At 37.4% G+C, this 14,329-nt stretch carries 9 protein-coding genes; 6 read left to right on the forward strand and 3 right to left on the reverse strand.

Annotated elements, in window-relative coordinates; all coding sequences use genetic code 11:
* Positions 1-175 precede the first annotated feature (175 nt).
* Positions 176-682: a single-stranded DNA-binding protein gene (gene ssb / locus T429_RS0105810; protein WP_005773335.1), complete on the reverse strand. Its 507-nt coding sequence runs from the start codon at positions 680-682 to the stop codon at positions 176-178.
* Between the two features lie 331 nt (positions 683-1,013).
* Here ssb and uvrA point away from each other — a divergent pair, with 331 nt between their 5' ends.
* The 4 genes from uvrA to T429_RS0105840 all read left to right on the forward strand — a co-directional run bounded on the left by uvrA (position 1,014) and on the right by T429_RS0105840 (position 7,504).
* Positions 1,014-3,929, forward strand: a complete 2,916-nt coding sequence (uvrA, locus tag T429_RS0105820; protein ID WP_005773334.1) for an excinuclease ABC subunit UvrA — start codon at positions 1,014-1,016, stop codon at positions 3,927-3,929.
* A 1,068-nt stretch (positions 3,930-4,997) separates the two neighbouring features.
* Entirely contained in the window at positions 4,998-5,336 is a 339-nt protein-coding gene (locus T429_RS0105825; RefSeq protein WP_005775214.1) for a P-II family nitrogen regulator, read from the forward strand.
* Positions 5,337-5,392: 56 nt separating this feature from the next.
* Positions 5,393-6,802: a type I glutamate--ammonia ligase gene (gene glnA / locus T429_RS0105830; protein ID WP_005773332.1), complete on the forward strand. Its 1,410-nt coding sequence runs from the start codon at positions 5,393-5,395 to the stop codon at positions 6,800-6,802.
* 156 nt (positions 6,803-6,958) lie between these two features.
* Positions 6,959-7,504, forward strand: coding sequence for a hypothetical protein (locus T429_RS0105840; protein ID WP_005773330.1), 546 nt, complete (start codon positions 6,959-6,961; stop codon positions 7,502-7,504).
* A gap of 34 nt (positions 7,505-7,538) precedes the next feature.
* Here the strand turns inward: T429_RS0105840 and T429_RS0105845 are convergent, their stop codons facing one another.
* Positions 7,539-8,336 carry an ATP12 family chaperone protein gene (locus T429_RS0105845; RefSeq protein WP_005773329.1) on the reverse strand — a complete coding sequence of 266 codons (798 nt, stop codon included), beginning with the start codon at positions 8,334-8,336 and terminating at the stop codon, positions 7,539-7,541.
* 582 nt (positions 8,337-8,918) lie between these two features.
* Between T429_RS0105845 and T429_RS0105855 the strand changes: the two genes are divergently transcribed.
* Positions 8,919-9,779 carry a DMT family transporter gene (locus T429_RS0105855; protein WP_244548683.1) on the forward strand — a complete coding sequence of 287 codons (861 nt, stop codon included), beginning with the start codon at positions 8,919-8,921 and terminating at the stop codon, positions 9,777-9,779.
* Positions 9,776-11,035 carry an ATP-grasp domain-containing protein gene (locus tag T429_RS0105860; RefSeq protein ID WP_005773327.1) on the forward strand — a complete coding sequence of 420 codons (1,260 nt, stop codon included), beginning with the start codon at positions 9,776-9,778 and terminating at the stop codon, positions 11,033-11,035. The genes T429_RS0105855 and T429_RS0105860 overlap by 4 nt, the downstream gene beginning before the upstream one ends.
* Positions 11,036-11,570: 535 nt before the next feature.
* On the opposite strand, the gene T429_RS0105865 is transcribed toward T429_RS0105860, so the two are convergent.
* Entirely contained in the window at positions 11,571-14,324 is a 2,754-nt protein-coding gene (locus T429_RS0105865) for an autotransporter outer membrane beta-barrel domain-containing protein (protein ID WP_005773326.1), read from the reverse strand.
* Positions 14,325-14,329: the final 5 nt, after the last annotated feature.

Here is a 14,329-nt window from a genome sequence, read left to right on the forward strand (position 1 = left end):
CAGAATGCTAATTTCTCTCCCATAACAAAGGAGAAGTTTAACAATATTTTTCAAGATGTTATTAATTTATATTAAAAATTACCAATAATAATAAACCGTTTCCACTTCGCTAAACTTCAAAAATTTAAAACAAACAAATCAGAAAGAAATCTTAATACTTTAAATTTAAAGGCTCTTAAAAAGGAACGTCATCATCTAATTTGTGAGAAAAACTTTCTCCCATTTGGCTATTATTTTGGCCAAAAGTATTTCTCTGATTTGAGCTACTATCCGCAAAGCCACCACTGTAACTGCCCCCTTGACTTGCTCCTTGCTCCCCACTAGCTCCCCCACGGCCATCGAGCATTTGTAATTCACCACGGTATTTTTGCAAAACAATCTCCGTTGTATAACGATCATTTCCATTTTGATCTTGCCATTTCCGTGTCTGTAACTGTCCCTCAAGATAAATTTTGCTGCCTTTTTTTAAATATTGCTCTGCAATTTTGACAAGGTTCTCATTAAAAATAACAATATTATGCCACTCGGTGCGTTCTTTTCGCTCATTTGTATTCCGATCACGCCAACTTTCCGAAGTAGCAATACGCAAATTAGCCACTTGATCTCCAGAATTCAAACGGCGGATTTCAGGATCTGACCCGAGATTACCAATCAAAATAACTTTATTAAGGCTACCAGCCATCGCATAAACTCCAAAATTTTAATTCGTAAATAGTCTTTATAGAACAGTTATAACCATCTTGACCTTCAATTTGCACACCTGTAATTGACCTTCAATATGGATATTGTTATCCTTTCCCAATATTGGATCCGTGTAATTATAACAAAATATGATAACGACGCATAGTTTATTCCATCACCAGAGAATAAAAAGCTTCTCATTTGTATTTTCTTTTCATAAAATTTATAGCTTCTTTGTGCGTTAAAGCAGCTAAACATGTTATAATTCTAAAAAAAACAGTTTTATTCCATTTTAGAGGCTGAATTTTTGTCACATATGCTAAGGATAAAATATGACTCATCAAAAATATATCTCCATTCGCGGTGCACGTGAGCATAACCTTAAAAATATTGATCTCGATCTGCCTCGCGATAAACTCATTGTTATAACAGGACTTTCCGGATCAGGAAAATCGTCTTTAGCTTTTGATACAATTTACGCTGAAGGACAGCGCCGCTATGTCGAAAGCCTTTCGGCTTATGCACGCCAATTTCTCGAAGTCATGCAAAAACCCGACGTTGATCGCATAGATGGCCTTTCTCCAGCCATCTCCATTGAACAAAAAACCACCAGCCGCAACCCGCGCTCAACAGTCGGTACCGTGACTGAAATCCACGACTATATGCGTCTCCTCTTTGCTCGTATTGGTATCCCTCATTCCCCTGCGACAGGACGGCCCATTGAAAGCCAAACGGTAAGCCAAATGGTTGATCAAATTATGGACTTACCAGAAGGAACGCGAATTTTTATTATGGCTCCCTTAGTGCGCGGTCGAAAGGGAGAATATAAAAAAGAGCTCACAGAACTTTTAAGAAAAGGATTTCAACGCGCTAAAGTCGATGGAAAATTCTATGAAATCCCTGATATTCCACCTCTTGATAAAAAATATAAACATGACATTGATGTTGTGGTAGACCGCATTGTTATCAATAAAGATATCACCTCTCGTTTGGCTGATAGTATAGAAACTTGTTTACAACTCGCAAATGGACTCGCCATTGCTGAAATGGCTGACCAACCCTTGGCACAAAAAGAAACAAAAAAAGAATCTGCTCATAAGTCAAAAAACGACACACACAAACGGCTTCTTTTTTCAGAAAAGTTTTCCTGCCCTGTATCAGGTTTTTCTATCCCTGAAATTGAACCACGTCTTTTTTCGTTCAATAACCCTTTTGGAGCCTGTCCTCTCTGCGATGGACTTGGCATCAAAAAGAGAATGGACCCACTGAAAGTTGTACCCAATAAAAATCTTACCTTAAAAGGCGGAGCCATTGCTCCTTGGGCTAAATCAGATTCACTTTATTATAGCCAAACCTTAGAAGCATTAGGAAAAACTTACGATTTCAAAATCACAGATCAGTGGTGTGAACTCTCTCATGAAGCACAACAAGCTATTCTCTACGGTACAAAAAGAAATGAAATTTCTTTTATCTACAAAAATAATTCTGGTTCACATAAAATGACTCAACCTTTTGAAGGAGTCATCCCCAATATGGAGAGACGCTGGAAGGAAACCGATTCTGCTTGGTCCCGTGAAGAAATTGAGCGTTATATGTCTTCTTCCCCTTGCGAAGCCTGTCACGGTTATCGTTTAAAACCAGAGGCACTTGCTGTGAAAATCCATGGGATGCATATTGGGCAAATATCAGATCTTTCCATTCTCAAAGCAGATGATTGGTTTGCCAATATTCATCAATATCTCACGGAAAAACAACGTAACATCGCAGTACGTATTTTAAAAGAAATTCGCGAACGTTTAGCTTTTTTAAATCATGTAGGATTGGAATATCTTACCTTATCTCGCAATTCAGGGACGCTTTCAGGGGGAGAAAGTCAACGCATTCGATTAGCCTCTCAGATTGGTTCTGGTCTTACAGGAGTTCTTTATATTTTAGACGAACCATCTATCGGTTTACACCAACGTGATAATGAACGCCTTTTGGAAATGCTGCGCCATTTACGCGATCTTGGCAATACAGTCATTGTCGTTGAACATGATGAAGATGCCATTCGTACAGCAGACCATGTTGTTGATATGGGCCCTGCGGCAGGGGTCCATGGTGGTAAAATCATAGCGCAAGGGACACCGAAAGAAATTATAGAGAATCCATCCTCTCTCACAGGTCAATATCTTTCAGGAAAAATAGCTATTAGACTGCCGAGAGAGCGACGCAAAATATCAAAATCAAAAATCCTTAAAGTCATCGGCGCCAAAGGTAATAATCTTAAAAATATCAGTGCAAATATCCCTCTTGAAACCTTCACATGCATCACCGGTGTTTCTGGAGGAGGAAAATCAACATTTCTTATTGAAACGCTTTTTAAAGCAGCATCCCATCAGATCATGGGTAGTCATCACAGTCCTGCCAGCTATGATAAAATTGAAGGCTTAGAATTTCTTGATAAAGTCATTGATATCAATCAGTCTCCCATTGGGCGCACCCCACGCTCTAATCCCGCAACCTATACAGGTGCTTTTACACCCATTCGTGATTGGTTTGCCGAACTTCCAGAATCAAAAGCCCGTGGTTATAAAGCGGGGCGTTTTTCATTTAATGTTAAAGGAGGACGCTGCGAAGCCTGCCAAGGTGATGGAGTCATCAAAATTGAAATGCACTTTTTACCGGATGTCTATGTGACTTGTGATGTCTGTAAAGGAAAGCGCTATAATCGAGAAACACTAGAAATAAAATTCAAAGGACAATCTATCGCCGATATTTTGGATATGACAATCGAAAAGGCTGAAGAATTTTTCAACGCTGTTCCCGCTATTCATCACAAAATGGAAACCCTCATGAAAGTAGGATTGGGTTACATAAAAGTAGGACAGCAAGCAACCACGCTTTCTGGTGGGGAAGCACAACGTGTCAAACTTGCAAAAGAGCTTTCACGCAAAACAACGGGACGTACGCTTTATATTTTGGATGAACCGACAACAGGTTTACATTTTCATGATATTTCTAAACTTCTTGAAGTTCTTCATGAACTGGTCGAGCAAGGCAATACTGTCATCGTTATTGAACATAATCTTGACGTTATCAAGACAGCCGACTGGATTATTGATTTAGGCCCAGAAGGTGGAGATCGTGGAGGTGAAATCGTTGCAATTGGACGTCCTGAAGACATTATTAAGGTTCCCGCTTCCTATACAGGAAAATTTCTAAAAGATGTTTTACAGCGCCAATCTTTCTACAATTCCAACTCTTAAAAAGGCTTACCCTTAAAAATACAGCATACGAACAAAGCCTGTATTTTTATTGTTGCCTGTACATTAATATCTCCTGCCAGTACAGCAGCATGTTTAAAACAAAGACTGAAACGTTTTTCAGCGCTTTATAAGCTGTTTCAATTTTCGTATTACCTAATAGGAACAGGCTTATAATGGCGTATCTTTTCTCTTGTTTGTTTATATCTGAAACGACCAGACAGTCCAATTTGGGAAGAACATGAAGGTTTAAAGGTATAAAAAAGTTTTCATCTTTACTATTATCTTTTAATTTATCTTGATCTTGGCGATTCTCAAAAGCATCTACTACAAGATCTTATAATAAAAGATTACTCATTGCTTCATGTTTTTATTTATCGCGCTCCTTAACAGGATTTATTCCTTGCGAAAAGACAGAAAATCTTAAACGGGATATTTGCTTTAGCAATTTCAGACGCTTATTTTAAAGAAATATTTCTCAATTTCTCCTAAGCCTACTTCACGACATCCCCTGTAAATGGTATCTTAATACATCGATTATTGTACACCAACATCTTTATACTTATGATGGGAGCAAATTGCCGCTATCATGATATTTGCAAATATTTGCTACTCCCCTTTCTACCCAACAGCCTTTATATTTGATATGCCATCGATTATAGGCATATTTTATTTCTCTCTTAACCGTTTTTATGCACACACTCGTACGATTAGGATATATAAAGATATTGTTTTGATTGATTAACGATAAAAATGAGAAAATCTCACGCAATTAAATGTTTCTTATTCAATATGAGAAACATTTAATTATCCTTATAAGTCAAAGTATTATTTAACAAAAAAAGAAACACAACACTCTTATTATATCATCTTGATCTGTACAAAGGAATTATAAGATTTTTTCCAAAACAACAGCATTGCGCTTTATTCTACAAAAAACTCTCCTTCAAGGACACAAAATATCATTGTTTTCGAGTTTTTGTGCACAAAGTATCTGTTGGACATCTTAGAGTTGTCAATATAATGTGATGCAGTCTAAAAAGACAAAATAACGTTGGAGATAATTTCAGCATGAAAAAAATTGAAGTCATTATAAAACCTTTCAAACTTGATGAAGTAAAAGAAGCGCTTCAAAAAATTGGACTACATGGTATTACAGTCACAGAAGCAAAAGGTTTTGGTCGTCAAAAAGAACATACAGAACTTTATCGTGGTACAAAATATGTTGTTGACTTTCTCCCTAAAGTAAAGATTGAAATTGTTGTATCCGATGAAAAACTGAAGCAAACTATTGATGCAATACGCAAAGCAGCTCAAACAAAACATATGGGAGATGGAAAGATATTTGTCTTTTCCATTGATGATGCCATTCGTATAGGGACTGACGAAACTGGGATCGATGCTCTTTAATAAACAACGAAAAATTCACCTTTATCACCCTCAACGCCATATTAAGGAAATTGAATATGAGAACCGCATCAGATATTATCAAACAGATTGCAGACAACGAAATCCGTTTTGTTGATTTACGTTTCACTGATCCACGAGGAAAATTGCATCACATTACAATGGATATCGAAGAAATCAGCGAAGATACCTTTAGTGATGGTGTTATGTTTGATGGTTCTTCAATTGCTGGTTGGAAAACAATTAATGAATCTGACATGGTTTTAATGCCTGATCCCAAAACAGCGCATATTGATCCTTTTTTTGCTCAGTCTACTTTGGTCATATTTTGTGATATCCTTGACCCTGTTTCTGGTGAGTTTTATCGTAGAGATCCTCGTTCTATTGCCAAAAGGGCTGAGGTTTATATGAAATCTTTAGGTATTGGAGATACAATCAATATAGGTCCAGAAGCAGAGTTTTTTATCTTTGATGATGTGCGCTATAAAACAGACCCTTACAATACAGGATTTAAACTCGATTCAAGTGAACTTCCTTCCAATGATGATACAGAATATGAAACAGGCAATCTAGGACATCGCCCACGAATGAAGGGAGGCTATCTTCCTGTCCCACCGATTGATTCCTGCCAAGATATGCGTTCTGAAATGCTCACAGCACTCAAAGATATGGGTGTGCAGGTTGAAAAACACCATCATGAAGTAGCAGCCGGTCAACATGAATTGGGGATTCGTTTTGATACGCTTGTTCGCGAAGCTGATAAGATGCAAATTTTTAAATATGTTGTGCATCAAATAGCAAACAGTTATGGGAAAACAGCAACTTTTATGCCAAAGCCTATTTTTGGTGACAATGGCTCAGGAATGCATGTTCATATGTCCATTTGGAAAGATGGAAAACCCATTTTTGCGGGAAATGAATATGCCGGACTCTCAGAAACCTGTTTATTTTTTATTGGTGGTGTTATTAAGCATGCAAAAGCAATTAATGCCTTCACCAATCCCTCTACAAACTCCTACAAGCGCTTGGTTCCTGGTTATGAAGCTCCTGTCCTTCTTGCCTATTCGGCACGTAATCGTTCTGCTTCTTGCCGTATTCCAATGAGTTCTTCGCCAAATTCAAAACGCGTAGAAGTTCGTTTTCCAGACCCAACAGCAAATCCCTATTTAGCATTTGCAGCCCTCTTAATGGCTGGTCTTGATGGCATCAAAAACAAAATTCACCCTGGACATGCTATGGATAAAGACCTTTATGATCTTCCCTTAAAAGAACTTAAAGAAATCCCTACCGTTTCGGGAAGTCTGCGTGAAGCACTTGAAGCACTCGACAAAGATCGTGGCTTTCTTAAAGCTGGCGACGTTTTTGATGATGATCAGATTAATTCCTTTATTCAAGTAAAGATGCAAGAAGTCTTGCGTTACGAAACAACGCCGCATCCTGTTGAATTTGATATGTACTATTCTGTTTAAACAATCAATACACATTCTTTTGATTTTTAAAATGGGGGCAAAAGCCTCCATTTTTGTGGATATCCGTCTCACACCAAAGCATAAGAAGCTTTTTTCTCATCTGCTTTTCCTTTATAATCATTTTGGGTTTTTTCAAATTAATTAATAAGGTTTTTAATGCTGCGAATTTTTTTACTCGTTCCCATTTTTTTATACATGATCACTATCGCACCGATAACGCAAGCAAGTCCCATGGAAAACTCAATATTTCATCTCTTTGAAAAAGAGATATTAGCTTACAGTGAAGCACTTCAAAACGCCGATGCGAACGCTATTTTAAATGCTATCCCTCCCCAAATTATCAACAGCTTAACAGACAAAAAAAATCTTAGCCAATCACAATTTCGGCAAATCATGAAAAGCCAAATAGAAAGGTTGACAGAACGTTATAAAATTGAAAGCATACACATCAATCAAGAGAAAAGGCGTGAAGGCGAACTTGATAATGGTGTTCTTTACTTTGTTATACCGGTAGAGTTTGTAACGATAACAAATTCTGGACAGAAATGCTCTATTCAAACCGAAATTATCGCCCTATTTGACCATCCCCAATGGTATTTTATTCATGGGAATGAAGAAGCACTTTTAAACATAACAACTGAAGCATTTCCTGGACTTGAAAAAATTAAAATCAACCCTCTAAAAATTACAAAAATACTGTAATCGGAAAAAATGAACATCAATAAAAGATTTAACCTTATAAACAAGTTCTAACAATTGTAGCAGCAGCATTAAATTCAACTTTTTTATGAGCGCGACACACCATTGCTTCCTTATCTGTTCCCCATTGTTCCATCATCCAATCTTCATCTAAATGGGCAATAGACCAAGCATGATCCGCATTAATTTTTCCTGCAGCAACCGCAAGAGCAATAAGAGCAGATCCCGTTAAAGTTGTCATCACATGGAGTGCAGCAAGCATATAAGGGGACTCAACGCGACGCAAATAATGACTCACAGCTTGAAGTGCTTCTGGTGATTGTTCCACATGCATCAGCCCTTCTGTCAAATAAAATCGTGCACCAAGTTTTTCTTCTGCCCAATCCAATAAAGGATCCCATTGCTCAGATTGCTTTTGCACCAACCCTCTAGGAGTTTGTGCACGATAAAAGATCATATCACAAGCAACAAAACGCAATAAATCCTCAAAAACAACTTGCATATCATCAGCGATACCATCAATAACAGTATTAACCAGACGCGTCATCGGCATTGTTGCTGGATCAATAACGTTCTTTTGGCTCTCAAATTCCTGAGCAATGAATTCAGCAAACACTTGCGTTGGTACAAGAAAATGACGCTTTGCTGGTGTCTTAACCGGATGTTCATCTAACAAGATCGTAAAGCCTCCCTCCTCACAAGCAATTTTCACTTCTCTATAAAACCGTTTAGGATGAGGTTGGCATGAAAGATTTTGAGTCTTTTGGACAGAACTATCTTTATTTAAACTATTTTTATTCAAGGGCCTATCAAAATGATTCAAAATTTCACGCATATTGTTTTACCTCTGACATTTCAAAAAAAACGACTTGTTTTCAAAGCTCTCTGTATCTGATTTAAGGTTTAAATTGATTTCTTTCTCTACCTTACAAGAAGGAAAAAATCTTACCAATCCAAACCGATTTTAAAATATATCCTTTATTGAACAAACAAAACAATGCCCTTCTCCATATATACAGCAACAGTTGTTAGAATAATTTTTTAAAAGAATTTTTTTTCTTATATCTTTCTTTTAGAAATATTGATTCGAAACAAACATTGATTAAAACGATTCAAGATTATATTCAATTTGACTTAAAGCATCTTAAGCAAGTAGTATCGCTAGTAATTGCAGATATAGAAGCGCTTGAAGCATTAGGTGTGTTGACGCTTATTTGGCAGAGGCTAAGGATTATATCCAAAATAATCTTGGAAAACCAAAAACCTCACAGTCACGATTTAATTTTTCAACATCACACTATGCACAGCGCGTTATTGGGGGATTAAATCTTTGAATTTCTTAAAAGGACGGTTATTCTTATTTACCTTTGCCATTCTCGCATTGTTTTCCATAAGTTGGTTATTATCTAAGAATTTGGTGAGCAATATACCTGTCATGCATGCGGTTGGACTGAGGTTGTGTGCGACTGCCGCTGCCTTATGGGTGATGACACTTTTTCGTGAGAAAGCTGTTTTCAGATCCCTTCCCTTGCTTTCAATGATACCTTCTTTTTTAATTCTATCGGTGTTAGGATTTTCGCTATATTTTATCTGCAGTTTTGGTGCATTAAAATCACTCAAAGCCAGTGATTTAACCATGGTTTTAGCCACTATTCCAGGCATTACCTATCTATTGGGGACTCTGACGAAGTGCCTTATGTTCTCATGGTTCAAGCTTATCGGTATGATCATTGTCAGTGTAGCAGCTATAGCATTTAATATAAACAATATAGAGGGTGAATCTTATAGCCTAATAGGAATAGCTCTTGCTTTAATAGCAGCGCTTTCTTACTCTACATATGGTTTATTGTCTAAACGTTATCTTAAAAATTTACCTTTGCTCACCTCATTGGCTTGGATCACGACAATTTCTGCAGCATCGTTTATGCCATTCTTCATTTTTGATCCCACCCCACTCTTCTATCTTAAGTTAGAAGATATATTGAAAATATTGATTTTAGCAACTGTTTGCTCAGCACCCGTTTACGTATTGTACCAAAAAGTTCTCGCTGAGGGAGGCGTATTATATGCCAACACTATTGGCGTATTATCTCCTTTTGCAGTGATTGCATGCGAATGGATCATCGGCTCGAGCCCTTCTCTCAATATGATCAAAATAATTGCCATGATAATGGCTGTTATAGGGATGTCACTCTTATTTATAGATGCATCAAAGGTATCTAAATGGCAACAGAAACGCCATTCCCAAAATTCCAAATTTAATGAGGAAATAAAATGAAAAAACTCGCGTTAGTTTGCCAACGTAATGCAAAACTACCCTTTATATTTGAAGCAGCACAAGCCGCTAATATCGAATTAGTCATGATCTATGATACCGCTGAAAGCACTCCTATTCAGCTCCCTGCAGCAGTCACTTCAACTTGGCAACTTCCTATTTTTGATAATCCAGAGGCAGCTCTAGACGCTTTTGCATCAGGCGTAAAAGAACGCAATATTTGTGGGGTTATGACCCTGCGTGAAGAAGCCATCCTATGGACTGCTTTGGCTGCCAAAAAAATCAATGCTCCAAGTATTGAACCAGAAGTAGCAGCATTAACCCGAAATAAATATCTCATGCGTCAAGCTTTTGCTAAAGCAGGGCTTAGAACACCAAGATTTCTTTATATAGATAATCCAGAAGACCTATCACAAGTGCATGCCTTAGACTATCCGCTCGTCATTAAACCCATCTCTGGATGGGCAAGTACAGGCGTAATGTTAGCTAAAAATTCCACCGAACTTCCTGATCTCATTAAAGCAGTATGGAATGTTCAGCATAAAGACATGGCACGTTTTAATGATGCAAATAAACCTTTAGGTTTAGTAATAGAACAATATTTGTCAGGAAAAGAGTTTGTCGTAGAATGTTTTGTTGATACAGCAGGTGTACATGTTCTAGCCGTTGGTGATAAAGGACAACCTGAAGGGCCATGGTTTGAAGAAACAATTTATCGTCAACGCTGTGATCTAGATGATCCTCTCGTTATTGCTTTATGTGAGGTTGCATGCTCTGGGGTGAAAGCTCTTGGTATAAATATGGGTGCTGCCCATGTAGAGCTACGCCTAGATGCCAATAACTTGCCTTATATCATTGAGATCGGTGCTCGTATCGGTGGATCGGGTGTCTCCCATTTTATTGTAGAGCAAGGCACAGGAGTTTCATTTGCAAAACTTTGTATGAATGCCGCTTTAGCTGAACAAAACCCCGACCTTCCTGATATACTCCCAGCTAAAAAAGTGGCTGCAAATTACATTATTCCTCTTCATGGATATGGACGATTCTGTGGATTTTCAGGTCTCGATAAGGTTGCACAACATCCTCAAACCACCAGAACAATAATTTTCTTTGAAACTGATCATATCTCACCACCTCCACCAGCATTTGGTGGATATCCTGGTTTTATTTTCTCTGTTCATGCCTCAGATCAAGAAGCACACGATTACCATAAATGGCTTGATGATACCTTAAGTATTATATGGAAAACCGATATTTAAACACCCTGATAGAGACATTTCTACGACTCTTAATGTTGATATGAATCTTATCAAGACAAGCACAATTACAATGCGATTACCTAAAATTTTGCAAAAGCCTTCTCCTTAAAGGAAATGTTGAGTTTAATAATGATAATTGATCCATAACTTTGCATACTCTCCCTCTAAAAGAGAGGCATTTACACACACTCACATGCTTTTAAAATGCTTCTTATAGTCTATAAAGCGAAGTGGAAATACGAAACTGTGCATTTTACGCATCATCTTTTTTTACTTAACGGCAAAAGCCCCCAATTAAAAATCAACACTCCTGCCTGTTATACTTGATATTCACCTCCTTAAACAACGGTCTTTTACAGCATAATAGGATAACAGTGTTGCTATTTTAAAAAGCTAATGACGGATGCATCTCATATATTCGTAGCCCCAAAAATACAAATAGATTTAGAGTTTCATTGATAAATTTTTTTAAAGCATTTGAATTCTCTATCAACCAGATAAAAAAATTTAAATCAAAGTGATCCTTTCACATCTACTAAAAATGATAACGCAATCCACCAGAAAAACGAATGCCAGAAAAGCCTGCCTTGGTTAGCTTATGCTGATAGCTAAGATTACTGTGAAGTGTAACTTTAGAAGAAAATTGTGCATTAATCCCCAAACCTGCTTCTAAAGAAGAACCAAAAGCCCCTAACTGGAAAACATCTTTGAGATGAACAAATTGTTTTTCACCAAAACGATGAGCAAGATGAATATTGCCATTTAAAGAAATAATACGATCCTTTTCATATGCCGTAAATGTTTTACTTAAATACCCTCCAATACGCATCAACCATTGATCTGCTTTTTTCATCTCAACATCAACTCCATCAATATCACGAAACTTATCAAATTGAAGATGTTGATAAATAAGCTGAATCTGCGGATCAAAAAGAAGACCTTCCTGTCCTATCATAAGCACTTTACCAGCAGACAACGAAACGCTCAGAGGATTTGCTTTTAATGTCGCCGTCTTACCCCAAACATGAGTAAGAACATCGCCTTTAATCAAACCATAAGATAAAAGACCATCTCCATAAAAACCCGTATTGTGTTTCACACGACCGTATGCCGTAAATGCCCATTTATTAAACGGACTCTTTTGACTTTGTTCCACGCCACAAGGCTGTAAGGAAAGTTGTCCATAGGTTCCCATAATCCCAAAAGATATCGTACTATATGCCCTCTCTATTGTTTTGAGTAAAATATCTGTTTCTATAGCGTTATAATCAACATTCCCATCGTACCCATATTCAAGGAGAGGCAAATCTGAGACATAACGATAACTCCCACCGTAACCGTAAACAGATAATGCAAAATTCTCTTTAACTTTTAATAACTTACGAGAAATAGACCGCGTAGCTTGCAATTGCTTTTGTTGATTATGGATATCCATGAGTCCAACATGAAACAAAGCATTTTGTAACAGAAGATAGGTCGGAACTTGTGGAACAACTTCTCTGATCTTTAACTTAGAATGAGGAAGATTAGACTCCCCTAAAACAGGCTTAATATATTTACTTTCAAGGCGAAAATCCCAAAAATCTCCCTCTCCCTCAACCAATCTTTGAGAAGTTTGTGCTTGTCCAAGAGAAGAATCTGAACCATAGGCATGAAGATAATATTGGTAAGGCGAACCCTCTACGGCAATATAAGCACGATTTAATTGAAAAGAATCTTCTGCCGCTTTTCCAGAAACCTGAATAAGTGAAATACTCTGAGCATTTTCACCCGTTGCTAAGTCTTCCTGATTTTCGATAATAAATTGCACATGAACTGTTGTTTTTCCAGAAACATCACCCTGTATCAAAAGCCGATCAGTCTTTTTATTATCAAGCAACCCATCACGCCTGAGATAGGTATTAAGATAAATATCCGCACGATCTTGCGCACTATAAACTTCTTTCTCTCCCTTTCCAATATAAAGTGTCTGATACATGTGAAGCATTGGTGTTTCAAAAGCAATAAAACTATCAGAAAGTTTTACAAATGAAATAAGTGAACTTGCACGATTTGCAACGTGGGAATCTATCTCTCTTCTTCTTGTCAAAAACCATTTTGATCCTTTTGTCAAATAAAGCTCAGCAATAGAATCATCAGCAACACGAGTCCCTCCTATCAATGAAGAAGAATCAGCCAAAATCGCGACAGTCCCCCCTTTTTCAACTGTTAATAATAAATCACCAGAAATTTTTGACCCTTCTGTTACAGCAATATAACTCTGACTGTTATGACTATGAATAGCTGTTCCAGTAGGAACCTCAAAAACCGTCCTTTTCAAAAAAACAAGTCCCTGTTCGTACGCATTAGTCTCCTCTCCCATTTCAAAATGCATACCATGCTTGTTTCCTATTGCCTTAATGGTTGAATCTTCAATATTCACCCGCGAGATTAAAAGATTTCCGTCCCTGCCGACAGCAGATTGTGTGTTAAAATCTTGTCCAACTGTTAAAATATGAACATCCGTAGAAACAATATTCGTCTTTTTTAAATAAACAGAGCCTTGCTGTTTTAAATTGAAAACTGTATGCGCAATTTTTTCATTTGTATTTTCTCTATCTTTTGTTTTTTGACGTTTTGAAGTAATGGTAACATCATCTAGAGTTGCACTCCCTCCTCTCTCTACATAAAGTGCAGCGGCATCATTCACATCAATAAATCCACCTTTCATCTGAATACCCGCATCAGCCGTAACAAAAAGGGCACTCTCTTGACCAATCCCCTGACCTTCCACTTTAATTTTTGTATCCGTTAATGTAACAGATGCTCCTACCTTCTCTGCATAAGCAGCGACCCGAGTAGCTTCAATTGTTCCACGATTAACCTCAATTATTCCACGATCAGCTTTAAGACCTATTGACACATTTTTAAAAGCTGAATCGCTCAAGACAATTTTTCCCCCTCGTGATACAACAACACCATAAATATCTTCAGTACCTGCAGTACCTTCAATCTCTATACGCATTGCTTGAATAACTGTATTGGGCTCCTGTACTGCTATAACAAAAGGCAAGGACAGAGAACTCCCCTCCTCACTCTTTGGTTGAATAGGTGCCGTGATCTTATATATTTGATCACTAACTGTATGCTTTGCGCCATCACTGCATTCATAGGGCAATTTGTTTTTGTCACATGACAGTGACACAAATGGGTGAGAATGTGCTTCAATATTTATATTGAATAAAAAAGAAAAAATAGCTGCTGTAAAAACGCACGAATACAAGCGATTATGAGATACTTTGATTATCATTGCTT

Source organism: Bartonella elizabethae F9251 = ATCC 49927 (assembly GCF_000518165.1).
Lineage (GTDB): Bacteria > Pseudomonadota > Alphaproteobacteria > Rhizobiales > Rhizobiaceae > Bartonella > Bartonella elizabethae.